Raw genomic sequence first — 23,920 nt, forward strand, 5'->3', positions numbered from 1 at the left:
TGCCGCCGATCACTGGTCGTCTCCGCTCACGTCGTCGCCTCCGTCGGGCCTGGGTGTCTCGTCCCCGGAGTCGTCGGCGAACGCGCCGGGCCCGGTGGTCACGATGGGGCGGGTCAGGTCGTGGTCGACACCGGCTTGCCGCTGGTAGTCGGCGACCAGGGCGGTCAGGTCGCGGCCGGTGGGCCGCCGACCCGCACGCACGTCGCAGGTGCCGACCTTGGTCTCCTGGATCAGCACGTTGGGGTCCAGCGAGATCCCGAAGAGGTCGTTGGCGGAGTCGCCGGTGACGATCCCACCCTGTCCCCAGTGGTAGGGCAGCCACACCTGGTGGACGACCCGTCCCTCCACCCGCAGCGGGGTGAGCCGGTCGGTCACCATCACCCGGGCCTCGATCGCCGCCCGGGCGGTGACGATCGTGGCCCACCCGCCGTTCTCCAGCCCGCGCTCGGCGGCCAGCTCGGGCGAGACCTCCACGAACATCTCCGGCTGCAGCTCGGCCAGCCGCGCGACGTAGCGGCTCATCCCGCCTGCCGTGTGGTGCTCGGTGAGCCGGCTGGTGGTGAAGACGAACGGGAAGACCTGCGCGTGCTCCTCGGGCGGGCTGGGGTTCATCCGGTTGCTGGACCGGACGTACTCCTTGCGCGTCGGGTTGGCCTGCTGGCCGTAGACCGGGTTGGCGAACGGCGACTCCACGGGCTCGTAGTGCGTCGGCATCGGGCCGTCGAGCAACCCGGTCGGCACGTAGAGCGCACCCTTCCCGTCGCCCTGCATGATGAACGGGTCGACCCCGGAGATCCCCGCCACGCCGTCGTCCTCGGGACCGGGCCGGTAGGAGGGCGGCTTGCCCTTCTCGAAGTCGGGCACGTCGTGGCCGGTCCACTCCTGTGCGTCCTCGTCCCACCACACGTAGGCCTTGCGCTCGCTCCACGGCCTCCCCTCGGGGTCGGCCGAGGCGCGGTTGTAGAGGGTGCGGCGGTTCGCCGGCCACGCCCAGCCCCACTCCGGCGCGACCCAGGACTGCTCGCTGCCGGGCTTGCGCCGGGCCGCCTGGTTGACCCCGTCCTTGTAGACGCCGGTGTAGATCCAGCACCCGCCCAGGGTCGACCCGTCGGCCTTCATCTCCAGGAACGTCGAGAGCGGGCGGCCGGTCGCCACCTCGTAGCCGTTGACCTCCTTGAGCACCGCCTCCGCACTGGGCTCGCCCCACACCGACCCCTCCTCGCCCTCCTCGTGGGTCGGGTAGTCCCAGGCGAGGTCGAGGACCGGGCGGTCACGCTCGTCGGTGGAGCCCGCCAGGCGCTCGCGGACCATCCGGCCGAGGTGGTAGAAGAACCACAGCTCGGAGCGGCAGTCGCCGGGCGGCTCCACGGCCTTCTCCCGCCACTGGAGCATCCGCTGGGTCTGGGTGAAGGTGCCCTCCTTCTCCACGTGGGAGGCGGCCGGCATGAGGAAGACCTCGGTCGCGCACTCCTCCGGCACGATCTCGCCGGTGGCGACCTCGGGCGAGTCCCGCCAGAAGGTGGCGCTCTCGATCTCGAACAGGTCGCGCACCACCAGCCAGTCGAGGTTGGCCATCCCCAGCCGCTGGACCTTGCCGTGGGCGGAGCCGACCGCCGGGTTCTGGCCCAGCAGGAAGTAGCCCTTGACCTTCCCGTCGATCATGTCGAGCACCGTGCGGTACGTGCCGTGGTCCCCGGAGATCCTGGGCAGGTAGTCGAAGCAGAAGTCGTTCTCCGGGGTCGCCGCGTCGCCCCAGTAGGCCTTGAGCAGGTTGATCCCGTAGGCGTCGGCCTTCGACCAGAACCCCTTGGCGCCCGGCTGCCGGACCGAGTCGAGCCACTTCTCCAGGGAGGTGTGCTCCTCGGCGTTGGGCATCGGAAGGTAGCCGGGGAGCAGGTTGAACAGGGTCGGGATGTCGGTCGAGCCCTGGATGCTGGCGTGGCCGCGCAGGGCCATGATCCCGCCGCCCGGACGACCCATGTTGCCCAGCAGCAACTGCAGGATCGCGCCGGTGCGGATGTACTGCACGCCCACCGAGTGCTGCGTCCAGCCGACGCTGTAGACCAGCGCCGTCGTCCGGTCCCGCCCGGAGTTCTCCGTCCAGGCGCGGCAGACCTCCAAGAACGCCTCCTCGCTGACGCCGCAGGTGCGCGAGACCATCTCGGGGGTGTAGCGCGCGTAGTGCCGCTTGAGGACCTGGTAGACGCAGTTCGGGTCCTGCAGCGTCTCGTCGCGGGGCGGCTGCCCCTGGACCTGCATGCCGTGGGTCTCGTGCTGCATGGCGCTGGCCGTCTCGCGCTGCATCGGCGCGTCGTCGCCCGCGGCGTCGCCCTCCTGGGTGGCGTACTGCCACGACTCGGTGTCGTAGGTGCGCGTCTCGGGGTCGAAGCCGGAGAAGAGCCCGTCGAGGTCCTCGGTGTCGCGGAACCGCTCGCTGACGATCGTGGCCGCGTTGGTGTAGTTCACCACGTAGTCACGGAAGTCCAGCTCGTTGCTCAGCACGTAGTTGACGATGCCGCCCAGGAAAGCGATGTCGGAGCCCACCCGCAGCGGCACGAACGTGTCGGCGAGCGCGCTGGTCCGCGTGAAGCGCGGGTCCACGTGGATCACCTTGGCCCCGCGCGCCTTGGCCTCCACCACCCACTGGAAGCCCACCGGGTGAGCCTCGGCCATGTTGGAGCCCTGGATGATGATGCAGTCGGAGTTCGCGAGGTCCTGGAGGAACCCGGTGGCGCCGCCGCGCCCGAAGCTGGTCCCCAGACCGGGGACGGTGGCGGAGTGTCAAATACGGGCCTGGTTCTCGATCTGGATGGCGCCCATCGCGGTGAACAGCTTCTTGATGAGGTAGTTCTCCTCGTTGTCGAGCGTGGCGCCGCCGAGGCTCGCGATGCCCATCGTGCGACGGACCCGGCGGTCCTGCTCGTCCTGCTCCTGCCAGAAGTCGCGCCGCGTCCTCACGACGCGGTCGGCGATCATCTCCATCGCGGTCTCGAGCTCGAGGTCCTCCCACTCGGTGCCGTGGGGGCGCCGGTAGCGGACCTTGGTCTGCCGCAGCTCACTGGTGACGAGGTTCTTGCTGGCCGCGCCCTTGGGGCAGAGCCGGCCACGCGACACGGGGCTGTCGGGGTCGCCCTCGATCTGGGTGACCTCCCCGTCCTTGACGAAGACCTTCTGGCCGCAGCCCACGGCGCAGTAGGGGCAGACGCTGCGGGCCACGCTGTCGGCGGTCGTGGTGCGGGAGACGATCTCCTCGGTGTGCTGGGAGCGCGCCGCGGTGCCGCGACCCAGGACGTCGTTGCCGCGCAGCTGGCGCAGCACCGGCCAGTCAAGGAACGTCTTCACGATGTGGCCCTCCTCACTGACCGCGCTGTACCCACTATGCGCCGATCACGCACGGATGACCACCGGTGACGTGCCCGCGGGCACGAACTCGCCGATCACCGGGTGGCCCGGGAGCTCCCCGGCGACCAGCAGGCCGCCCGAGGTCTGGGCGTCCGCGAGGAGCACCATCTCCTCCTCCCCCACCGCCGACTCCAGGTGGGGTCGCACCCAGTCGAGGTTGCGGCGGCTGCCGCCGGGCACGTAGCCGGCGGCGCACGACTCGCGCACCCCGTCGAGATAGGGCACGGCGGCGCTCTCCACGACCGCGGTCACCCCGCTGGCCCGCGCCATCTTGTAGAGGTGGCCCAGCAGGCCGAAGCCGGTGACGTCGGTGGCGGCGGTGATCCCGGCGTCCAGCGCCGCCCGTGAGGCGTCGCGGTTGAGGGCGGTCATCGTGGCGATCGCCTCCTCGAACCGCTCCCCCGTCGCCTTGTGCCGGTTGTTGAGCACGCCCAGCCCGAGCGGCTTGGTCAGCGTGATCGGCGTCCCCGCCACCGCGGCGTCGTTGCGCAGCAGCCGGTCCGCGCGCCCGATCCCACTGACGGCCAGCCCGTACTTCGGCTCCGGGTCGTCGATGCTGTGGCCGCCCGCCAGGTGGCAGCCGGCCTCGAGGCAGATGTCGGCCCCGCCGCGCAGCACCTCGCGGGCGAGCTCGAAGGGCACCTTGTCGCGGGGCCAGGCCAGCAGGTTGACGGCAAGGACCGGCTCGCCGCCCATCGCGTAGACGTCGGAGAGGGCGTTGGCGGCGGCGATCCGGCCCCAGTCGTAGGGGTCGTCGACCACCGGGGTGAAGAAGTCGGCGGTGGCGATCAGCGCCTGCCCGCCGGCGAGGCGTACCGCGGCACCGTCGTCGCCGTTCTCCAGCCCGACGAGGAGGTCGCCCGGGGCCCCCGTCCCCCCGTCGGCGGCCCGCCCGCCGGGCAGGCCGGCCAGCACCCGCTCCAGCTCCCCGGGCGGCACCTTGCAGGCGCAGCCGCCCCCGGAGGCGAACTGGGTCAGCCGGACCGCCGGGGCGCTCGTCATGGCCAGGAGCCTATGGGGCGACGGTCCGGACCGCACCCCCCTAGAGTGGGTGCCGACGTCGCAGGGAGGCGTTTCTCGTCTGGTGACGGGCGCGGTCCTCAAAACCGTAGGGGCCCAGTACCTGGGTCCGGCGGGTTCGATTCCCGTCCGCCTCCGCCACGTCACCCTGACGACCTGCGGCCGAGCTCGGGAGGACCAAGGTGCCGGACCCGCGTCGCTCGGTGCCACGCACCGACACCCTGCTGGCCGACCCGGTGCTGCGCGCCGCCGTCTCCCGGCTCGGTGATCGGCTCGTGAAGGCGGCCGTGGTCGCGGCCCAGCAGCGGTGCCGGGCCGGGGAGATCGCGCCCGACCAGGTGCTCGCCGAGGCGATCGCGGCGCTCCCCGCCGGCGCCACCGCCCTGCGCCGGGTCGTCAACGCGACCGGTGTGGTGGTGCACACCAACCTCGGCCGCGCCCCGCTCTCGGCCGCCGCCGTCGAGGCGCTCGAGGTCGCGGCCGGTGCCACCGACGTCGAGCTCGACCTCGCCACCGGGCGCCGCGGACGACGAGGCCGGTCGGCGATGGCCGCCCTGGCCGCCGCCGTCCCCGACGCCGGGGCCGTCCACGTGGTCAACAACGGCGCCGCCGCGCTGGCCCTGGTCGCCTGCGCGCTGACCGAGGCCGGGCACGGTCCCCGCCCCGAGGTGGTGATCGCCCGGGGCGAGCTGGTCGAGATCGGCGACGGCTTCCGGCTCCCCGAGCTGCTCGAGTCGGTGGGGGCCAGGCTCCGGGAGGTCGGGACCACCAACCGGGTGCGGCTCGAGGACTACCGGGCCGCCGTGGGCGAGCGGACCGCCTTCGTGCTCAAGGTGCACCCGTCCAACTTCGTGGTCTCCGGCTTCACCTCCACCGTCGACGTGCGCGAGCTGGCGGGGCTGACCGGGCCGCACGGCCCGGTCGACGTCGTCGCCGACATCGGCTCCGGGCTGTTGGCCCCCCACCCGCGCCTCCCCGCGGAGCCGAGCGCCTCGGCCGCCCTGGCCGCGGGCGCCGGCCTGGTCACCGCCTCCGGCGACAAGCTGCTCGGCGGGCCCCAGTGCGGCCTGCTGCTGGGGCGGGCCGACCTGGTGGAGGCGCTGCGGCGCCATCCCTTCGCCCGGGCGCTGCGCGTCGACAAGCTCACCCTGGCGGCCCTGGAGGCCAGCCTCGTCGGCCCGCCGACCCCGGTCGCCCGGGCGCTCGCGGCCACGCCCGAGGCGCTGCGGACCCGGGCGGAGCGGATCCGCGGGCTCCTCGGCGACCACGTCGAGGCCCGGGTCGTCGACACGGTGGCGGCCGTGGGCGGCGGCGGCGCGCCCGGGGTCCCGCTGCCCAGCGCCGGGATCGCCCTCCCCGCGACCCTGACCGAGCCGCTGCGGACCGATCCTGAGCTGCCGGTCGTCGGCCGCGTGGAGCGGGGATCGCTACTCCTCGACCTGGTCGCCGTCGCCCCCGAGGACGACGACGCCCTGGTCGCGGCGGTACGCCGGGCCTCCCGCCCGGACGCGGGCCGGGAGGGCTGAGGCGTGCACGTCGTCGCGACCGCCGGGCACGTCGACCACGGCAAGTCCACGCTGGTCGACGCCCTCACCGGCATGCGCTCCGACCGGCTCGAGGAGGAGCGGCGGCGTGGCCTCTCCATCGAGCTGGGCTACACCTGGACCTCCCTGCCGGGCACCGGGGAGATCGCCTTCGTCGACGTGCCGGGGCACGAGCGGTTCGTCTCCACGATGCTGGCGGGCGTCGGCCCGGTCCCGGCGGTGCTCCTGGTGGTCGCCGCCGACGACCCCTGGATGCCGCAGGCCGCCGAGCACCTCGCCGCCCTCGACGCCCTCGGGGTCCGGCACGGGGTGGTCGCCGTGACCCGCTCCGACCTCGCCGACCCGGCACCGGCGTCGGCCCGGGCCGCCGCGGAGGTCTCGCGGACCTCGCTGCGCGGCGCTCCGGTGGTCGCGGTCTCGGCCCGCACCGGGCTCGGGCTGCCGGAGCTCGGGGCGGCCCTCGGCACCATGGTCGCGAGCCTGCCGGTCCCGGACGCCGCCGCCGACGTGCGGCTCTGGATCGACCGCCGCTTCACCGTCAAGGGTGCGGGCACCGTGGTCACCGGGACGCTCCCCGCGGGCCGGGTGGCGCGGGGCGACGAGCTGGCCGCCGGCTCCAGGAGGGTCCGGGTGCGGGGCGTCCAGGCGCTCGGTCGCCCGGTCGACGCCGCGGTCGGGGTCGCCCGGGTGGCCCTCAACCTCACCGGGGACGAGCTGGACCTCCTCGACCGGGGCGACGCGCTGGTCACCCCCGGCGCCTGGCACTCCTGCGAGGTCGCCGACGTCCGGGTCGTCGGCCCCGAGGCGCGCCTCGCCACCCACCTGCAGCTGCACGTCGGCGCGGCCTCGGTCCAGGTCCGCGTGCGGCCCCTCGCGGCCGACCTGGTGCGGCTGACCCTGGAGCGGCCGCTCCCGTTGCGGGTCGGCGACCGCGCGCTCCTGCGCGAGCCGGGCAGCCGCGCCGTGTGGGGCGTCCGGGTGCTCGACCCCGCGCCGCCGCAGCTGCTGCGCCGGGGGGCCGCCGCGGCGCGCGCCAAGGTGCTCGCGGCCGACTCCGGAGAGCCCGACCTGGGCTCCGAGATCGGCAGGCGCCGGCTCGTCGACGGGGCGTTCCTGCGCCGGATCGGGGTGTCCGCCACCGAGCCGGGCACCGCCGCGCTGCGGGTCGGTGACTGGTGGCTGGCCTCCGACCTGGTGGACGAGGTGCGTGCCGAGGTCTCCCGGCTGGTCGCCGAGCACGACGCCCGGCACCCGCTGGACCGCGGGGTGCCGCTGGTCGCCCTGGCCGAGCGCCTCGCCCTGCCCTCCCCCGACCTGGTGAGCGCCGTGCTGGCCGGCGCACCAAGCGCGGCGGACGTGACGGGCGGGCCGGACCCCGGGACCGGCCGCGGCGCCGAGGCGCTGGTGGTGCGCGACGGCCGGGTGCTCACCCCCGGCCGGGCGAGCACGCTGCCGCCCGAGGTGGAGACCGCCGTGCGCGCCCTCGAGGCCGACCTGCGGGACCAGCCCTTCGCCGCCCCGACGGCCGACCGGCTCGCCGAGCTGGGCCTCGATCCGCGGCGGGCCGCCGCGGCCGCCAAGGCCGGCCGGGTGCTGCGCGTCGCGCCGGGGATCGTGCTGCTCCCCGGGGCCGACCGGGTCGCCGCCGAGTGGCTGGCCGAGCTGCCCCAGCCCTTCACCACCAGCGAGGCGCGCCGACGGCTGGGCACGACACGACGGGTGGTCCTGCCCCTGCTCGAGCTGCTGGACCGCGCGGGGACGACCCGGCGACTGCCCGACGACCGGCGCGAGATCGGCTGACCCTCCGGGTACCGGGGCGGGTCACGGGGCACGTTCAGCGCAGCGAGCTGCGCACCACCAGGCTCAGCAGGTCCACCAGCAGGCAGACCGCGACGAGCGCCAGGATCGTGGTGCTCATCGCCGCCAGGTCGAAGCCGGCCCGCTGCTGCTCCAGCAGCCGCCCCAGGCCACCGGCGCCGACCACCCCCACCACCACGGTCTCCCGCACGGTCACCTCCCAGCGGTAGAGGCTGTAGGCGACCAGCTGGCCCAGCGCCGCGGGCACGGAGGCGTAGGCGAACGAGGCCACCGGCGAGGCACCGAGCGAGCTGAGTGCCACCCGCGGGCGCTGGTCGAGCTCCTCGACGACCTCGGCGAAGAGCCGACCCAGGATCCCGAACGTGTAGATGCCCAGCGCCAGGGCGCCGGGCAGCGGGCCGGGGTAGACCACGAAGAGCACCAGCAGCGCCCACACCGGGGGTGGGACGGCCCGGGTCACCAGCAGCAGCTGTCGTGCCGCCCAGCCCGCCAGCCGCCGCCCCGCCGAGGCGCGGGCACCCGCCGCGGGCCGGGCGGCCACCAGGGCCACGACGAGGCCCAGCAGGCTGGCCAGCGTGATCGCCACCACCGACATCTGGAGCGTCTCCACGCTGCGGCGCAGCAGCAGCGGCCACCCGCCCTCGGGCAGCTCGGGCGGCACCATCGCCGCGACGAGCCGCTCCAGCCGCTCGGCGGTGCGCCCCGAGAGCCACCGCGCCGGGTCCGGCTCCAGGTGCCACACCGACGCCACCACCAGGCACGCGCCCAGCGCGGCGGAGAGGCGGACCCGGCTCCTGGTGCCCCGGCGCAGCAGCAGGCCCCACCGGTCGATGAGGGCACCGAGCAGCACGAGCGCATAGATCGAGGTCCACATCTCGCCGTACTGCAGGCCGGCGAAGCTGAGGCTGAGCTGGAGGCCCAGGCCCCCGGCGCCGACCATGCCCAGGATGACCGCGGACCTGATCGAGCACTCGAACCGGTAGAAGGCGTACGACGTCGCGGCCGGCACCAGCCCGGGCAGCAGGCCGTAGCAGAGCGCGGTGACCCGGCCTGCGCCGGCGCGACGCATCACCTCGTAGGGCTCGTGGTCGGCCTCGTCGAGGAGCTCGGAGTAGACCTTGCCGGTGATGGCACCGAAGGGGATCACGATGGCCAGCACCCCGACCAGCGGGTCGCGGCCGAGCACGGTGACCAGGAGGAGTGCCCACACCGCCTCGTGCACCCCGCGCGGCAGGGCCACGCCGGCCCGGGTCAGCAGCAGCCCCGTACGACGGAGCAGGCGGGCCGGCCGGCGCCCGGTCGTCGGCGCCCACCACGTCTGGCTCATCACCGGTGCGAGCAGGACCCCGAGCACCACCGAGCCGAGGGTGCCGAGCACCCCGAAGGCGACCGTGGTGAGCGTCGCGTCCCAGGTCGCCCGGAGGAACTGCGGGTCGAGGTCGGGGCGCAGCGCGTGGGCCCAGAACTGCCCGAGGAAGCCCCACCCACCGGAGTTGACCACCTCGCCGTCGTCGGGGAGCAGCCCGGCCACCGCCCAGACCACGACGAGCAGCCAGAGCGCCGACCAGAGCCGTCCGGTGAGCCGCCGACCCGACTGGTCGGCTCCCCGGCCGCTCGTCGAGCGGCCCGGCCACCCGCGCCGACCGGTCCCCCCGCTCGCCTCGAGCCTGGTGAGGTCGGTCAGCCCGGTCACGTCCGGCCCAGCGCGTAGAGCTCCTCGCGCAGCGCCACGTCCACCTGCGTGGCCGGGAGGTCGAAGAGGACCTCGCCGGCACGCAGCCCCACGACCCGGTCGCACCAGCGCACCGCGAGCTCGAAGTCGTGCAGGCTCACCAGCAACGCGCGGGCCGGGGTGGCCACGGTCTCGCAGAGCAGTCGCATCACCTCCTCGGCGCGGGCCGGGTCGAGGCTGGAGACCGGCTCGTCGGCCAGCACCAGGTCGGGGTCCTGGACGAGCACCCGGGCCAGCGCCACCCGCTGCTGCTCGCCGCCGGAGAGGTCCCCGGTGCGGGCGTGCAGCTTGTCCGCGATCCCGGTCCGGGAGAGGGCCGCCCGCGCGGTCTCCTCCTCACGGGGCCTGACCAGCGAGGAGAGGGCCTGCCAGGTGCTCCACCTGCCGAGGTGACCGGCGTTGACGTTGTGGACCACGCGGAGCCGCTCGACCAGGTGGAGCCGCTGGTGGATGGTGCCGATGCGTCGGCGCACGGCGGCGAGGTCGCGTGCCCCCAGCCGGCCGAGCTCGCTGCCGAGGACCTCCACCTCGCCCGCGTCGGCGACCACGGCGCCGGTGCAGAGCGAGAGCAGGGTCGACTTCCCGGCACCGCTGGGTCCGACCAGCGCGACGCGCTCCCCGGGGCGGACCGAGAGATCCACCCCGCGCAACGCGGTGTGCGTGCCGTAGGCGACGCCCACCCCGCGCAGCGCCACGGCTGCCCCCGGCCCCCCGGCCCCTTCGGGCATCAGGAGACCAGGCCGAGCTGCCGGGCGATCTCCTCGATCTGCTCGTAGTTGTCGGCCTCGGTGGGGACCAGGGCCCCGGCGCCGTAGCCGGCCAGGACCTCCCGCTCCTCGGGGGTCGAGCCGTCCAGCGCCAGGAGCGCCTCGCGGAGCTCGTCGGTGAACCCCTCGCCGAACCGCTCGTCGGTCTCGGGCCCGGCGATCCAGTGGTAGTCGTGGTAGGTGGGGGTGCGGAAGACCTCGACGACCTTGTCGAGGTCGACGGTCCCGGCCTCCTTGCGCGCCTCCCACACCTGCTCGTTGAGCGCGCCGGCCTGGTAGGAGCCGGACTCCACGAGGTCGATCGTCTTGTCGTGCGAGCCCGAGAAGCCGACCTCCCCGGCGAAGTCCTCGTCGCTGACCACGCCCGCCTCCCGCAGGAACCACTCCGGCATCAGGCGGCCGGAGGTGGAGGAGTCGCTGCCGAAGGTGAACCGGGTCCCCTTCAGGGCGGAGAGCCCGGCGACGTCCTCGACCGGCTCGACGCCGGACCCGGTGCCGGCGATGAAGACGCTCCGGAACTCCGCGTCGATGTCCCGCTGGGCGAGCAGGGCCGCGCCCGGGGTCTGGAGGCGGGCCTGGACGCCGGTGAGACCGCCGTAGAAGACGAGGTCGAGGTCGCCGGCGCTGAAGAGGGAGACGGACGCGGAGTAGTCGGTGACCGGGACGTACTCGACCTCGACGTCGAGCGTCTCGGCGAGGTAGTCGGCGAGCCGCTGCTCCCGTGCTCCCAGCTCGGCGGGGTCCTGGTCGGGGATGGCGCTGATGCTGAGCACGGGGCGGTCGTCGGGCTCCCCGCCCGAGGACTCCTCCCCGCACGCGGCCAGCAGGGACGCCGGGAGGAGGAGAGCAGAGATGAGGACGCACGCGCGAGCCCGAGTCATGGACGCAACGTAGCGTCCGGGGACGCCGATGGGCACCCTCCTGCTCAGCGCAGGTGGGTCAGCGGCTCCGGTCCGGGCGGACCCGCAGGGTGCGCAGGGTGGTCGCGAGCATCTCGTAGTGACCCACCAGCATCAGCACCTCCAGGCTGGTCCGCTCGTCGAGCTCGGCGCGCAGCCGACCCCACAGGGCGTCGTCCAGGTCCCGGTCGCGGTGCAGCTGGTCGGTGACCTCGAGCAGCAGCCGCTCCCGGGGCGACCAGCCCACGGCGTCCGGCCCGTCGGCCACCCGCTCGATCTCGGCCGGGGAGAGACCGGCGCGCGCGCCCAGCCTGGTGTGCTGGGTCAGCTCGTAGTCGCTGCCGGTCAGGGTCGCGACCCGCAGGATCACCAGCTCGGTCTCCCGGCGTCGCAGGCGACCACCGGGCATCAGGGTGCCCGCGAAGAGCAGCCAGCCCCAGAAGAGGCGCTGGTTGCGGCCCAGGGTGCGGAAGACCCCCGGCGGCTCGGTGCCGGTGACCCGCCCCGCGACCCGTGCGAAGCCGGCGACCAGCGGGCCCACCTCTCGCCAGCCGCCGGGGGTGATCCGGGCCGCTGCCGGTCCGGCCTCAGGCGGCATCGGTGGTCTCCTCCGTACGGCGGGCCGTCCCCACCTCGGGGAGGGCCCGGTTCGCGCCCCAGCTCATCGCCCGCATGGCGCCCGCGTAGGCGGGCGGGCAGAGCCGTTGCACGAGGTGGATCAGGCGGATGTCCGGGGAGGTGTAGACCCAGTATCGGTTGCGCCGCACCCCCTCGAGGATCGAGTCGGCCGCCTGCTCCGCGGTGACCGCGCGGGCCCGGAAGCGGGCGTGCAGCTTGTGGAACCGCGGGCTCGTCTTGTCGATCCCGGCGATCGTCACCGTCTCGGTCAGCGGCGTCGCGACGCCGCCGGGGCAGACCAGGCTGACCCCGATGCCGTGGGGGCGCAGGTCGAAGCGGAGCACCTCCGAGAGGCCGCGCAGGCCGAACTTGCTGGCGCTGTAGGCGGCGTGCCACGGCATCCCGATGATGCCCGCGGCCGACGAGACGTTGACCAGGTGACCGCCCCGGCCGGCCTCGATCATCGGCGGCACCAGCTCCTCGATGACGTGGATGGGGCCCATCAGGTTGACGTCGACCAGGCGCTGCCAGTGCCGGTGCTCGAGGCTCTGCACGGTGCCCCAGGTGGAGATCCCCGCGATGTTCATCACCACGTCCATGGCGCCCGAGGTCGCGGTGACGTCGCGGGCGAGCCGCCGGACGGCGTCGTGGTCCGAGACGTCCGCCGGGGCGGCGTGGGCGACCACGCCCCCGCGGGCCCGGATCTGCGCCACCACCTGGTCGAGCCGCTCCGCGTCGAGGTCGGTGAGGTGGAGCACCGCGCCCTGGGCCGCCGCGGCCTCGGCGGTGGCACGCCCGATGCCGCTCGCGGCACCGGTGAGGAAGACCTTGCGACCCTGGAGGCTACGGCTGCGGTTGCGGTTGCTGAGGGAGAGCATGCCCGCAGAGTGTGCCAGAGATCACACGCGGGGGCCTCAGGCCAGCGCGGCGCGTCCCATCGCCACCAGCCGGGCACCGGCCCGCGACCTGTCCTTGCCCCGCAGCAGGGAGACGACCCGGCTGGGCGCGTTGGACCAGGTGGTCTCCTCGAGCCAGCCGTTGGGCAGCGAGAGCCGAACCACCTTGTGCCAGGCGCTGGCCACCTGCTGGGGCAGCGGGCGGGAGTTGTAGGAGAGCCCGTAGCGGTCGAAGACGGCCCTGACCCGCGGGGCGATCTCCTGGTAGCGGTTGCTGGGCAGGTCGGGGAAGAGGTGGTGCTCGATCTGGTGGGACAGGTTGCCGCACATCAGGTGCATGGTGGGCGACCCCGAGATGTTGGCCGAGCCGAGCATCTGGCGCAGGTACCACTCGCCCCGCGTCTCGTCCTCGTCGAGCTCGGGCTGCTCGAAGGTCTCCACCCCCTCGGGGAAGTGGCCGCACATGATCACCGAGTGGCTCCACACGTTGCGCACCACCGTGGCGGTGGCGTTGGCGCTCAGGGTGGAGCGCCAGCCACGACCGGAGAGGGCCGGGAAGGCGACGAAGTCGCGGACCACCTGTCGGCCGGTCTGCACCAGGGTCTCGGCGATGCGGCGGCGGAGCTCGGGGGTGATCCCCTTCTTCTCGCGCAGGTGCTCGCCCAGCTCGATGTCGTAGGTGGCGATGCCGTACTCGAACATCAGCGCGTTGACGGCGTTCCACACCGGCTGCACCAGGAAGCGGCGCGACCACTCCTGGTCCTCGTCGACGCGCATGATCCCGTAGCCGAGGTCGTTGTCCTTGCCGACGATGTTGGTGAACCGGTGGTGCTGCACGTTGTGCGCGCGCTTCCACTGGGAGGGCGGGGAGGCGTGCTGCCAGTTCCAGGTCTCGGAGTGGATCTTGGGGTCGCGCATCCAGTCCCACTGACCGTGGAGGACGTTGTGGCCGATCTCCATGTTGTCGAGGATCTTGGCCAGGGAGAGACAGGTGGTGCCCACCACCCACGCCGGCCGGCGCCTGCTCCCGACGGTCAGGACGAGCCGACCCGCGACCTCGAGGCCGACCCGCAGCGCGATCACCCGGCGGATGTAGGCCGCGTCGCGCTCCCCCCGGGTGTCCAGGACGTCCTGCCTGATCTCGTCCAGCTCGCGCCCGATCGCCTCGACGTCCTCGGGACGCAGGTGGGCGATCTGGCTGGCGGCCTTCCTCTCGATGACGGTCACGGTCTCAGTCCCTCGGTTCGGTGCGGTGGTGCGGTCGCCGGTGTCGGCGCGGGGTCCATTGTGCCGTGCAGGCCCCCGTGCCTGCCAGGATCCCTGGGATCCGCCCACCGGTTGGGCCCCAGTACCCGCGGGATACATTCCTACGCGTGGACGAAGTCGCTTGGATCGAGGCCCGCACGCTGGACGTCGAGACCACCAGGGAGACGTTCGCGCTGGCGGCCCGGCACGTGCTGGCCGACACCGCCCGGGAGTACCACGCGGTGATCACCGTCGCCGAGCTTGCCCAGGCCGTGCAGCAGCGCACCAAGATCCGGCAGCGACAGGCGCCCAGCCTGTGGATGGGCGACGTGCTCTACCGGGTCGCCAAGGACTGCCGCCGCCGGGGCGAGCCGCTGCTGGGCGCGCTCTGCGTCGGGCCGGAGGGCCGGATGAGCGAGTGGTACGCCGACACGGTCAACAGCGTGCGCGGGGACGTCGTCACCGACCCCGAGCAGCACGCGGCCCAGGAGAGGCTGGAGTGCTACCGCCGGCACGGCGCCGAGATCCCGCCGGACGGCGGCCAGCCGGCCCTGCCACCCCGGCGCGAGATGGCGAAGCGCGCCCCCGCCACCCGCACGCCGCGCGCCGCCGCGGCGCCCCGCGCCCCACGGGAGCCCAAGGCGGTGGTGAGCAAGGCCCGTCAGGTGGATCCGCCCAAGGCGGCCACCTGCCCCCGGTGCTTCATGCAGCTCCCGGCCACCGGGGTCTGCGACAACTGCGACTGAGCGACGCGCCTCCTCGAGCGCGGACACGCGCCGCGGAGAGACGACCGGCCTGCCGGTTCAGTCCGTGTGGAAGGTGCCGTGTCGCCCTGCGCCCTCGCTGAACCTCACCGCACCGAGCACGCCGTCCTGCTGCAGCGAGGAGACGCCGGTCTCGAGCTCGAAGCGCATCGCCTCCTCGCGGCTCAACCCGTTCTGCTGGTACGCCGACCGGCGGTCGTTGCGCAGGCACAGCTGGGGGAAGGCCGCGAGCTCCCGGGCGAGCTCCTCCGCGGCGGCGCGTGCGGTTCCGGGGGGCACGACCCGATTGGCCAGCCCGAACGCCAGCGCCTCCTGGGCCGGCACCGGCCGCCCGGTGAGGATCATGTCCAGCGCGCGACTCATGCCGATGAGGCGCGGGAGCAGGACCGTGCCGCCGTCGATCAGCGGCACGCCCCACCGGCGGCAGAAGACCCCGAACGTCGCGTCGTCCGCAGCGATCCGCAGGTCGCACCAGGCGGCGAGCTCGAGCCCACCCGCGACCGCGTAGCCCTCGACGGCGGCGATGACGGGCTTCGAGAGCCGGAGCCTGGTCGGACCCATCGGGCCGTCCCCGCCTGCCTCCACGACGTTCGCCCGCTCGGTGCCGATGCCCTTCAGGTCCGCGCCGGCGCAGAAGTTCCCGCCCTCGCCCCACAGCACCGCGACGTCGGCGTCGGGGTCCGCGTCGAACGCACGGAAGGCCGCCGCCAGCTCGGCCGCCATGGGGCCGTCGACCGCGTTGCGGCGCTCGGGCCGGTCCATGACCACCGTGGTGACCCGCCGGTCGGTCTCGACCCGGATGGACGCGTACGCCTGGGGCACGGAGCTCACTGCGCCTCCCACAGGGGGTCGCGCAGGGCGCGGCGCAGGATCTTGCCCACCGCCGACTTCGGCACGGCGTCCACGAACTCGACGCGCTTGGGCACCTTGTAGCCGGCCAGCTGCGAGCGGACGGTCTCCTGGAGCTCCTCCGCGGTCGCCGAGTGCCCGGGCTTGAGGCTGACGAACGCCGTCACGGCCTCGACCCAGACGGGGTCGGGCGCACCGACGACGGCGCACTCCGCGACGGCCGCGTGCGCACTGAGCGCGTCCTCGACCTCGCGGGGGTAGACGTTGTAGCCGCCGGTGATGATCATGTCGCTGCGACGGTCCACCAGGTAGAAGTAGCCCCGGTCGTCCTGGTAGGCCATGTCCCGGGTGCGGATCCATCCGTCGGCCGTGACCATCTCGGCGTTCAGCTCGTCGGCCTCGTGGTAGCCGGCCATCTGGGACGGCGCCCTGACCTGCACCTCGCCGATCTCGCCGGCCGCCACCGGCTTCCCGTCCTCATCGGTCAGGCGGACGCCGAACTCGACGGAGGCCTGGCCACAGGAGCCCAGCAGCGACGGGTCGCGGTGGTCGTCCTTGGTCAGGACCGTGATCGCCAGCGGCGCCTCGGTCTGTCCGTAGTACTGGGTGAAGACGTGCCCCCACGTCTCCAGGGCGCGCTGCATGAGCGGCCGCGGCATCGGGCTGGCGCCGTAGATCACCGTGCGCAGCGACGAAACGTCGGCGTCCTCGATGCCCTCGTGGGCGAAGAGCATCCCCAGCATCGTGGGGACCAGGTTGATCTCGGTGACCCGGTGACGCTCGATCGCCGCGAGGAACCCCGTCGGCTCGAACCCCGGAAGCACCACCGAGGCGCCGCCGCGGAGCCAGTACGGCAGGATGAACGTGCCGCTTGCGTGGATCAGGGACGCCGCGTGCATCATCACCGAGTCCGGCCCCGGGGCCACGAGGTTGGTCAGGACGTTGATCGCGATCCCGGCCCACGATCCCTGCGTGTGGGTGGCGGCCTTGAGGGTGCCCGTGGTGCCCGAGGTGTGCAACAGCAGCACCGGGTCGCTCTCCTCGAGGTCGATTAGCGGGTCCTCGGTCCTCTGCGCGTCGGCCTCCGTCAGCAGGTCGCCACCCTCCCGCGCGCCGGGGCCGCCCAGGCCCAGGAGTCGGATCCCGTCGAGGCCGTGCACGGTCTTCTCGGCCACCTCGTCGAGCTCGGCGTCGTGCAGCAGCCAGTGGGTGCGCGTCCCCTCCAGCATCCGCCGGTGCTCCTCGGGCGACAGCCTGGTGTTGAGCGGGACCCGCACGATCCCGGCCTTGAGGCAGGCGAAGTCGATCGGCACCGACCAGAGGGTGTTCCCGTAGAGCAGACCGAGATGGTCGCCCTTGGTCAGGCCCGCGGCCAGCAGGGCGCGCGCGATCCTGTTGGCCGCCTCGTCCACCTCGCGGAACGTGAGTGAGCGGTCACCGAAGATCACCGCCGTCCGGTCTGCGTGCTGTGCCGCACCGCGCCGTACCAACTCTGCTGCAAGAACCACGGTGGACCCTCCCATAAAACCGGTCGAATGGACGGTTTTATTAGACTAGGCGCCGTGGAGACCGTCAAGAGACGCCAGGACCGGTGGGTCGCGACGCGTGCCGCGCTGCTGGAGGCGGCCGTGCGGACGCTGGTCGAGGACGGGTACGCCGGCACGACGATGCAGCGGGTCCAGGCGAGAGCCGGGGTGTCCCGTGGGTCGCTCCTCCACCACTTCGGGTCGATGCAGGAGCTTCTCGTCGCCGCCATCCACCACGTCGCGGAAGGGCAGCTGCGCGAGATCGCGCGCCTGGTGGAGGGCGAGATGGCACCGCAGGACCTGGAGGGGCTGGTCGGCATCCTCTACCGGTTCATGTCCGGGCCCATGTTCGCGGCCGGGCTGGAGCTCTGGATGGCAGCGCGGACCGACTCCGACCTACGAGGCGAGCTCGTTCCGGTCGAGCGCGAGCTCGGACAGGGGCTCCGCCGGATCTTCAGCGAGGCCAAGGAGCTGCCCGCACCGCTGCGGCTCGAGCGCGCGGATCTGGAGACGCTGCTCGTCCTCCTCAGGGGGCTGGCCATCACCGCGGTGCTCCGCGACGACGAGCAGGCGCAGCGGGCCCTGCTCACCAAGTGGGCCGCCGACATCACGAAGGGCTAGCACCTGCCCAGCGCCGCGGGGTACGACGGCGACCGGAGCGAGCCGATCAGCCGCTCACGGTGAGGCGGGAGCCTCCACCTCGGCCTCTGCCTCCGCCTGGCTGGCCACGCAGAACTCGTTGCCGTCGGGGTCGGTGAGCGTGACCCACCGGAAGGAGTCGTCGCCGCGTCGCTCGACGAGCGTGGCGCCGGCGCCGACCAACCGCTCCACCTCGCTGTCGAGGTCGTCGGCGGTGAGGTCGAGGTGGAGCTTGTTCTTGCCCGGCGTGGGGTCGCCGACCTGCTGGAAGGCGAGCGTGACCGGGCCGCCGGTGACCATCAGGAAGCTGCCGCCGTACGGGTCCACGACCTCACCGCCGACCTGGTCGGCCCACCACCGGGCGAGGGGCACGGGGTCGCGGGAGTCGAAGTTCACCATGCCGAGTCGAAGAGTCATGCGAGGGACGATAGAGGTCCCCGCCGACATCTGCGACCAGGACAGCTCAGCAGGCTCGAGCGGACGGCCACGATAGGACCCTCACCTCGAGGGCCGGGTCTCCAGGAAGACGGCAAGGCCGTCCAGCAGGCGTTGCAGGCCGAAGTCGAACCAGGCGTCGAGGTCCCCGTCCGCCTCGTTCTCGCTCGCGACCCTTGCCAGCACCGGGAACGAGCCGTGCTGCAGCATGTCGGCGACCCGAGCCGAGCGAGCCGCCCACCACTCCTCGCGCGTCGAACCCGAGTCGCGCTCCGCCCCGTCCTCGTTGACGAGCAGCAGCGCCGCACCCTGGACGTAGCTGGACACGAGCATGATCGTCCACGACATCTCCTGGACGGTCAGGCCCAGGCCGTCCACGGCCCCGAGGGCGCGCTCTGTCGTGGCGAGGACATGCGGTCCGAGAGGAGGCCGCGTCGTGGCCAGCACCTGCAGGGACCACAGGTGCTTGCGATAGAGATCCCAGTCACAGCGCGCCGACCACTCAAGCCGGGCTCGCCATCCCTCGAGCTCCGAGGGCGGAGCGGGAGCCTCGCCCGTCACCACGTCGATCATCAGCTCGATCAGCTCTTCCTTGCCCGGCACGTGCCGGTAGAGCGACATCACCCCCGACCCGAGCTCGGCCGCCACGTTGCGCATCGACAGGCTCTGCAGCCCCTCCCGGTCGGCGAGGCGGATTCCCGTCTCCACGATGCGCTCGACCGTCAGCGGTGGCTTACGACGCTTGACACCGCCTTCGCTCCCCGCCCGGTCGGGCGCAGGCGCACCGCCCTGGGAGGCGCCTCTCGGATCCGTCATTGGCAATCTCCGACCACTATGCGTACAGTGTACTCATCTATTGCGTACAGCGTACCCATCGGGAGTGATGACATGCCGACCCCTTCCCTCCACGCAGGACGACGTGAGTGGGCGGGCCTTGCCGTCCTGGTCCTGCCCGTGCTGCTGGTGTCCATGGACATCTCGGTCTTCTTCTTCGCGTTGCCCAAGCTGGCCGCGGACCTCCGACCCACCGGCACTGAGCTCCTCTGGATCATGGATGTCTACGGCTTCCTGCTCGCCGGCCTCCTCATCACCATGGGCGCCCTCGGCGACCGCCTCGGCCGGCGCAGGCTCCTCATGGTCGGCGCCGTCGTCTTCGGCTGCGCCTCGGTCGCGGCAGCCTACGCCGACACGGCGGGAGCACTGATCCTGGCCCGCGCCGCGATGGGCCTCGGCGGTGCCACCCTGGCGCCGTCCACACTCGCCCTGATCCGCACCATGTTCCGCGACGACGCCCAGCGCACGACGGCGATAGGTCTCTGGACCGCGGCGTTCGCCGCCGGCGGCGTCCTCGGACCGGTCATCGGTGGACTGCTGCTCCAGACCTTCCCGTGGGGCTCGGTCTTCCTCATCAACGTTCCCGTCATGATCGTGCTCCTGGGGGCTGGTCCGGTCCTGCTTCCTGAGCACCACGACCCCGACGCCGCCCGATTCGACCTCGTCGGCACCGTGCTCGTCATCAGCGCCGTCCTCTCGGTGATCTACGGCGTCAAGGAGATCGCCGCTCACGGCCTCGAGCCTCGCGCTGCGATCGCCCTGGCCGCCGGGGTGCTGATGGGGTTCGTCTTCGTGCGGCGCCAGAGCGGTCCGCGCGGCATCCTGGACCTCCGACTCTTCCGGGCCCCCGCGTTCAGTGCCTCCCTGGCCGCGAACACCTTGGTCATGTTCTCGATGCTCGGCACCGCCTTGTTCATGACGCAGTACCTGCAGGTCCTCAAGGGGCTGGAGCCGCTCACAGCGGCGTTGTGGTCGCTGCCCGCCGTCGTCGCGACGGTCGTCGGCGTCGGCGTCGCCTCCGCCCTGGTGACCAGCATCCGGCCCGGGAACCTCGTGGCCGCAGGACTGACCCTGACGACCGCCGGGTTCGTCGTCATCACCTTCGTCGAGGCTCAGTCCCCGCTGACGCTGATCCTGGCCGGGAGCGGCATCATGTCGATCGGCGTCGGCATCGTGTCGACCCTCGGCACCGACCTGGTCCTCACCAGTGCCCCGCCCACCCGCGCCGGTGCCGCCTCGGCGCTGTCGGAGACCGCCAACGAGCTCGGGGGTGCGCTCGGCATCGCCGTCTTCGGGAGCATCGGCGGTGCGGTCTACCGCTCCCGGATGCAGGACGACGCCGTCATGGAGACGTTACCCGGCGAGACCGCCGCGCAGGTCGAGGAGTCACTCTCCGGCGCAGCCGGTGTCGCGTCGTGGCTGCCGGACGTGACAGGGGCGGCAGTCCTCGACAGCGCCTATGCCGCCTTCATCGACGGACTGCACGCCGTCGCGAGCACGGCCGCCCTCGTGATGGTCGTCGCCGCCGCGAGCGCAGCCCTCCTGCTCCGCCACGTTCCGGTGAAGTCGCCGGCCGCCGTCGAAGCCGATGACGAGCGACTCGACGTCAGCGGGCTGCCGTGACCGCCCACGTCCGGGCCGAGCGAATCTGTGTGAACCGCGGTGGCCGGGTCGTGCTGAGAGGCGTGGACGTCACGGTGTCCGCCGGGTCCCGCCTCTCGATCACCGGTGAGAACGGCGCCGGAAAGACCACGTTGCTCCAGGTGCTGGCTCGCCGCCTCGAGCCCGACGCCGGCTCGGTCTCGGTCGTCGGGACGGTAGCGCTGGTCGAGCAGTCCATCCCGGTCTGGGATGGTCAGACCGTCGGGTCCCTGGTCCACGACGCGCTCGCCCGGCCACTGGCTGCGCTGGAGGCACTCGAGTGCGCGACCGCGGCGCTCGGACGCGGCGAGGAGCGAGCCGAGGACGAGTATGCCGCAGCGCTCGACGCGGCTGCCGACCTCGACGCCTGGGACGCCGAACGCCGGGTGGACGTGGCGCTGTCTGCGCTCGGAGCCTGCACGGACCGGAGCCGACGGCTCTCCTCGCTCTCGGTCGGGCAGCGTCATCGAGTCAGGCTTGCCGTCGTCCTCGGGGCACCCGCCGATGTCCTGCTGCTCGACGAGCCCACCAACCACCTCGATGCCGCCGCACTCTCGTTCCTGACCGAGCAGATCCACCAGCACCCGGGAGGCGTCGCGCTGGTCTCGCACGACCGGACCCTCCTGCGTGCGGTGGCCAACGGCTTCCTCGACCTCGACCCTGGCCCGGACGCCTCGAACTCCTGCTTCACGGGCACCTACGACGCCTGGGCCGACCACCGTCGCCGGGCGAGACGGCGCTGGGAGACCGACCACGCCGCCCAGCAGGATGAGCGAGCACGAGTGGCGGCAGCGGCCGACGCCGCCAGGGGCCGCCTGGCTGCCGTCTCCGCACCGGAGAAGGGGCACGGCAGGCACCAGCGCAGCACTCGGGTCGCGGGCACGGTGCAGGCGTTCAACCGTCGCGTGCACGAGCTCGACGCCCACGCGGTGACCGTGCCGCCCCCGCCGCTCTCGCTGCGGTTCCCTGCGTTGCCGAGCCGGCGAGCTCAGCGCCTGCTGGCCGCGAGCGACGTCGCGGTCCGCAACCGCCTGGTGCGCCCGGTCTCGCTGAGCATCGACGGAGGGGACCGGCTCGTGGTGACCGGACCCAACGGAGCGGGCAAGTCGACGCTGATGGCGGTGCTGGGCGGCACGATCACCCCGACCTCGGGTGCCGTCTCGAGGCGTGCGGACGCGCGTGTCGTCGTGGTGACCCAGGAGAGTCCCCGCTGGCCGAGCGACTGGTCGGCCCAGCGCGTCTACGATGCACACGTCGCCGCGGCCTGGACCGATCGACCCGGCGAGCCGGTCGGGCTGAGCGACCTGGGACTGCTAGAGCCGGCGCACCGCGCGACGCCGGCCGGGCGGCTCTCCCAAGGTCAGCAGCGCCGCCTCCACCTCGCCATGTGCCTTGCCGAGCAGCCGGACGTGCTCCTGCTCGACGAACCGACCAACCACCTCTCTGCGGCGGCGGTCGACGACCTGACCGAAGCGTTGCAGGCGACCGACGCGGCGGTCGTGGTCGCGACCCACGACCGACAACTGCTCGCCGATCTCCGCACCTGGCCACGGCTCGCACTGAGCGCGTGAGGCGACCGACGTCAGGGCGCGCGGACCCGGACCGATCGCGATTCCCCTCGGGCTGGACGCCGGCCGGCAACTCGATCCGCGCGGGGGTCCGGTGGAGCGCACCCGTGCGGCATACTGGCGCCGGGTCGCGATGCGCCGTCGGTGAGGTGCCACTCGGTTGTACCGAGGATTCTCCCGACTGCGACTCCGGCCCCCCGCCTCCGTAGCTCAGGGGACAGAGCAGCGGCCTTCTAATCCGCCGGTCGCAGGTTCGAATCCTGCCGGGGGCGCGGCCGGGTGTGGGATTCGGGCCGGACGGCCCGAATCCCACACCGGATCTGCTCCCGAGGCGAGACGGCTCAGAGGTCGGCCGGGCGGAGCACCAGGAAGATCCCGTGCGCGATCTGCTTGTTGCCCTTGTTGATGTCGAGCTTGCCGGGGACCAGGAACGGGTCCACGTCGTTGCGGTCGTTGTCGCGGAGCCGGACGATCCCGAGCCTGGGGGCCAGCACGTCCACGGTGACCTGACCACCCTGGGCGGTGGTGAGCGCGACCTCGTCGGACCTCAGCGCGGTCCCGGAGTCGATCGTCGCCCCGGGGACCACGTGGTAGAGCAGGACCTGCTCGATCGCGTCGACGCCCACGGCCGAGACCAGCGCCTCGAAGACGGCCTTCTCCGAGAACTGGAACCTGCCGGTCAGGTCCTTGGCCAGCAGCCGGAAGGACAGGTCGGTGGGGGCGAAGGCGGTGAGCGCCACGTCCCCGTCGGTGAGCACGCCGACCGGGCTGTCGGGCTTGGCTGCGAGGACGGCGAGCACCGCCTCGGTGAGGATGTCGAAGTCACCCGGGTTGTAGTCGAACTGGTTGCCGTCGGAGGTCAGGACGGCCGCCAGGCTCTGGTTGCCCAGCGGCTCCGGCTCGGCCGCCTGGGCCGGCAGCGCCGATCCGGCGGCAAGCATTCCGGTGGTCGCGAGCATGGCGAGCGTGGTGCGGATCTTCATGTGGGTCCTCCCCTGTGCGCGGGCTGCCCGATGCGGCCCTTCTACAGGTCTTTCGCCACCCACCGGCCTCCCGGATTCGCCCACGCCGAGAATCTCAGGATTCGGAACCGCTCGGCCCGGGAGGACTCAGAGCCGGCGGATCACCTTGGCCGGCTGCCCCACCGCGAGCACGTCGGCCGGGAGGTCGGAGACCACCACCGCGCCGGCACCGACGACGGTGTTCTCCCCGATGGTCACGCCCGGGCAGACGATCACCCCGCCACCCAGCCAGACGTTGTCGCCGATGGTGATGGGGGCCGCGCCCTCCCACTTGTCCTTGCGCTGCTGCGCGTCCAGCGGGTGGGTGGGGGTGAGCAGCTGCACGTGCGGCCCGATCTGCACGTCCGCGCCGATGGTGATCTGGGCGACGTCGAGGGCGGTGAGGCCGTAGTTGATGAAGGTCCGGGGCCCGATGGTGATCCGGTCGCCGAAGTCGAGGTAGACCGGCGGACGCAGGTCCACCTCCTCGCCGACCTCCCCGATCAGCTCCTCCAGCAGCCCGCGCCGGGTCTCGGGGTCCGCCGGGTCCGAGGCGTTGTAGGCCGCCATCCGCTGCTGGGCGGTCACCGCCATCGCGGCGATCTCCCGGTCGGTCACGTAGGGCTGGCCGGCGAGCATCCGCTCCCGCATCGTCATCACGCCGGGCAGGTCGCTGGTGGTCATGGCGCTCACGCTAGACGACGCCCCGACCCGCACCCGAC

General features: G+C 73.0%; 20 protein-coding genes, 2 tRNA genes and 1 pseudogene. 8 read left to right on the top strand and 15 right to left on the bottom strand.

Features of this window, described 5'->3' with window-relative positions:
* Positions 1-9 precede the first annotated feature (9 nt).
* From fdh to selD, 3 genes and pseudogenes are all read right to left on the bottom strand, one after another.
* Positions 10-2,769, bottom strand: a pseudogene (fdh, locus tag AC4BGE_RS02190) (formate dehydrogenase); the annotation flags it as partial.
* A gap of 12 nt (positions 2,770-2,781) precedes the next feature.
* Positions 2,782-3,342, bottom strand: a complete 561-nt coding sequence (locus tag AC4BGE_RS02195; protein ID WP_490574208.1) for a hypothetical protein — start codon at positions 3,340-3,342, stop codon at positions 2,782-2,784.
* 45 nt (positions 3,343-3,387) lie between these two features.
* Positions 3,388-4,404, bottom strand: coding sequence for a selenide, water dikinase SelD (gene selD / locus AC4BGE_RS02200; RefSeq protein WP_490574209.1), 1,017 nt, complete (start codon positions 4,402-4,404; stop codon positions 3,388-3,390).
* Between the two features lie 64 nt (positions 4,405-4,468).
* Here selD and AC4BGE_RS02205 point away from each other — a divergent pair.
* From AC4BGE_RS02205 to selB, 3 genes are all read left to right on the top strand, one after another.
* Positions 4,469-4,563 (top strand) — tRNA-Sec (locus AC4BGE_RS02205).
* Between the two features lie 62 nt (positions 4,564-4,625).
* The gene (selA, locus tag AC4BGE_RS02210) at positions 4,626-5,948 is read left to right on the top strand and encodes an L-seryl-tRNA(Sec) selenium transferase (RefSeq protein ID WP_490574210.1); all 1,323 of its coding nucleotides are present in this window, start codon (positions 4,626-4,628) and stop codon (positions 5,946-5,948) included.
* 3 nt (positions 5,949-5,951) lie between these two features.
* A complete protein-coding gene (selB, locus tag AC4BGE_RS02215) occupies positions 5,952-7,766 on the top strand; it encodes a selenocysteine-specific translation elongation factor (RefSeq protein WP_490574211.1) in 1,815 nt (604 codons plus the stop codon).
* 34 nt (positions 7,767-7,800) lie between these two features.
* Here selB and AC4BGE_RS02220 read toward each other — a convergent pair whose 3' ends face one another.
* Genes AC4BGE_RS02220 through AC4BGE_RS02245 form a run of 6 tightly spaced genes read right to left on the bottom strand, consistent with a single transcriptional unit; the run spans position 7,801 to position 13,923 of the window.
* Positions 7,801-9,477, bottom strand: coding sequence for a PhnE/PtxC family ABC transporter permease (locus tag AC4BGE_RS02220; protein ID WP_490569714.1), 1,677 nt, complete (start codon positions 9,475-9,477; stop codon positions 7,801-7,803).
* Positions 9,474-10,244, bottom strand: coding sequence for a phosphonate ABC transporter ATP-binding protein (locus AC4BGE_RS02225; RefSeq protein WP_490569713.1), 771 nt, complete (start codon positions 10,242-10,244; stop codon positions 9,474-9,476). Before AC4BGE_RS02225 ends, AC4BGE_RS02220 begins: the two co-directional genes overlap by 4 nt.
* The gene (locus AC4BGE_RS02230; protein WP_490574212.1) at positions 10,244-11,164 is read right to left on the bottom strand and encodes a putative selenate ABC transporter substrate-binding protein; all 921 of its coding nucleotides are present in this window, start codon (positions 11,162-11,164) and stop codon (positions 10,244-10,246) included. The genes AC4BGE_RS02225 and AC4BGE_RS02230 overlap by 1 nt, the downstream gene beginning before the upstream one ends.
* Positions 11,165-11,222: 58 nt before the next feature.
* Positions 11,223-11,780 carry a carboxymuconolactone decarboxylase family protein gene (locus tag AC4BGE_RS02235; RefSeq protein WP_490569711.1) on the bottom strand — a complete coding sequence of 186 codons (558 nt, stop codon included), beginning with the start codon at positions 11,778-11,780 and terminating at the stop codon, positions 11,223-11,225.
* Positions 11,770-12,678, bottom strand: coding sequence for an SDR family oxidoreductase (locus tag AC4BGE_RS02240; protein ID WP_490574213.1), 909 nt, complete (start codon positions 12,676-12,678; stop codon positions 11,770-11,772). The genes AC4BGE_RS02235 and AC4BGE_RS02240 overlap by 11 nt, the downstream gene beginning before the upstream one ends.
* A gap of 36 nt (positions 12,679-12,714) precedes the next feature.
* Positions 12,715-13,923, bottom strand: coding sequence for a fatty acid desaturase family protein (locus AC4BGE_RS02245; RefSeq protein WP_490574214.1), 1,209 nt, complete (start codon positions 13,921-13,923; stop codon positions 12,715-12,717).
* Between the two features lie 146 nt (positions 13,924-14,069).
* Here AC4BGE_RS02245 and AC4BGE_RS02250 point away from each other — a divergent pair, with 146 nt between their 5' ends.
* Positions 14,070-14,687 carry a hypothetical protein gene (locus AC4BGE_RS02250; RefSeq protein ID WP_490574215.1) on the top strand — a complete coding sequence of 206 codons (618 nt, stop codon included), beginning with the start codon at positions 14,070-14,072 and terminating at the stop codon, positions 14,685-14,687.
* A gap of 57 nt (positions 14,688-14,744) precedes the next feature.
* Here the strand turns inward: AC4BGE_RS02250 and AC4BGE_RS02255 are convergent, their stop codons facing one another.
* Positions 14,745-15,536, bottom strand: coding sequence for a crotonase/enoyl-CoA hydratase family protein (locus AC4BGE_RS02255; protein ID WP_490574216.1), 792 nt, complete (start codon positions 15,534-15,536; stop codon positions 14,745-14,747).
* On the bottom strand, positions 15,533-17,062 hold the full coding sequence (locus AC4BGE_RS02260; protein ID WP_490569706.1) for a class I adenylate-forming enzyme family protein: 1,530 nt from the start codon (positions 17,060-17,062) through the stop codon (positions 15,533-15,535). The genes AC4BGE_RS02255 and AC4BGE_RS02260 overlap by 4 nt, the downstream gene beginning before the upstream one ends.
* Before the next feature lie 54 nt (positions 17,063-17,116).
* Here AC4BGE_RS02260 and AC4BGE_RS02265 point away from each other — a divergent pair, with 54 nt between their 5' ends.
* Positions 17,117-17,701, top strand: a complete 585-nt coding sequence (locus tag AC4BGE_RS02265) for a TetR/AcrR family transcriptional regulator (RefSeq protein WP_490569705.1) — start codon at positions 17,117-17,119, stop codon at positions 17,699-17,701.
* A 54-nt stretch (positions 17,702-17,755) separates the two neighbouring features.
* Here AC4BGE_RS02265 and AC4BGE_RS02270 read toward each other — a convergent pair whose 3' ends face one another.
* Together AC4BGE_RS02270 and AC4BGE_RS02275 are read right to left on the bottom strand one after the other, a co-directional pair.
* Entirely contained in the window at positions 17,756-18,136 is a 381-nt protein-coding gene (locus AC4BGE_RS02270) for a VOC family protein (protein ID WP_490569704.1), read from the bottom strand.
* Between the two features lie 81 nt (positions 18,137-18,217).
* On the bottom strand, positions 18,218-18,862 hold the full coding sequence (locus tag AC4BGE_RS02275; RefSeq protein ID WP_490569703.1) for a TetR/AcrR family transcriptional regulator: 645 nt from the start codon (positions 18,860-18,862) through the stop codon (positions 18,218-18,220).
* 180 nt (positions 18,863-19,042) lie between these two features.
* Here AC4BGE_RS02275 and AC4BGE_RS02280 point away from each other — a divergent pair, with 180 nt between their 5' ends.
* The 3 genes from AC4BGE_RS02280 (at position 19,043) to AC4BGE_RS02290 (ending at position 22,469) form a co-directional block, all read left to right on the top strand.
* Positions 19,043-20,611 carry an MFS transporter gene (locus AC4BGE_RS02280; protein WP_490574217.1) on the top strand — a complete coding sequence of 523 codons (1,569 nt, stop codon included), beginning with the start codon at positions 19,043-19,045 and terminating at the stop codon, positions 20,609-20,611.
* A 62-nt stretch (positions 20,612-20,673) separates the two neighbouring features.
* Positions 20,674-22,200 (top strand): ATP-binding cassette domain-containing protein, encoded by a 1,527-nt coding sequence (locus AC4BGE_RS02285; protein ID WP_490569701.1) that lies wholly within the window; start codon positions 20,674-20,676, stop codon positions 22,198-22,200.
* 196 nt (positions 22,201-22,396) lie between these two features.
* Positions 22,397-22,469, top strand: a tRNA-Arg gene (locus AC4BGE_RS02290).
* Positions 22,470-22,538: 69 nt separating this feature from the next.
* On the opposite strand, the gene AC4BGE_RS02295 is transcribed toward AC4BGE_RS02290, so the two are convergent.
* Both AC4BGE_RS02295 and AC4BGE_RS02300 read right to left on the bottom strand, forming a co-directional pair.
* On the bottom strand, positions 22,539-23,180 hold the full coding sequence (locus AC4BGE_RS02295; RefSeq protein ID WP_490574218.1) for a fasciclin domain-containing protein: 642 nt from the start codon (positions 23,178-23,180) through the stop codon (positions 22,539-22,541).
* A 126-nt stretch (positions 23,181-23,306) separates the two neighbouring features.
* On the bottom strand, positions 23,307-23,882 hold the full coding sequence (locus tag AC4BGE_RS02300; RefSeq protein ID WP_490569699.1) for a sugar O-acetyltransferase: 576 nt from the start codon (positions 23,880-23,882) through the stop codon (positions 23,307-23,309).
* Between the last annotated feature and the right edge of the window lie 38 nt (positions 23,883-23,920).

The sequence above is a fragment of the Nocardioides sp. Z50_6 genome, assembly GCF_058215755.1.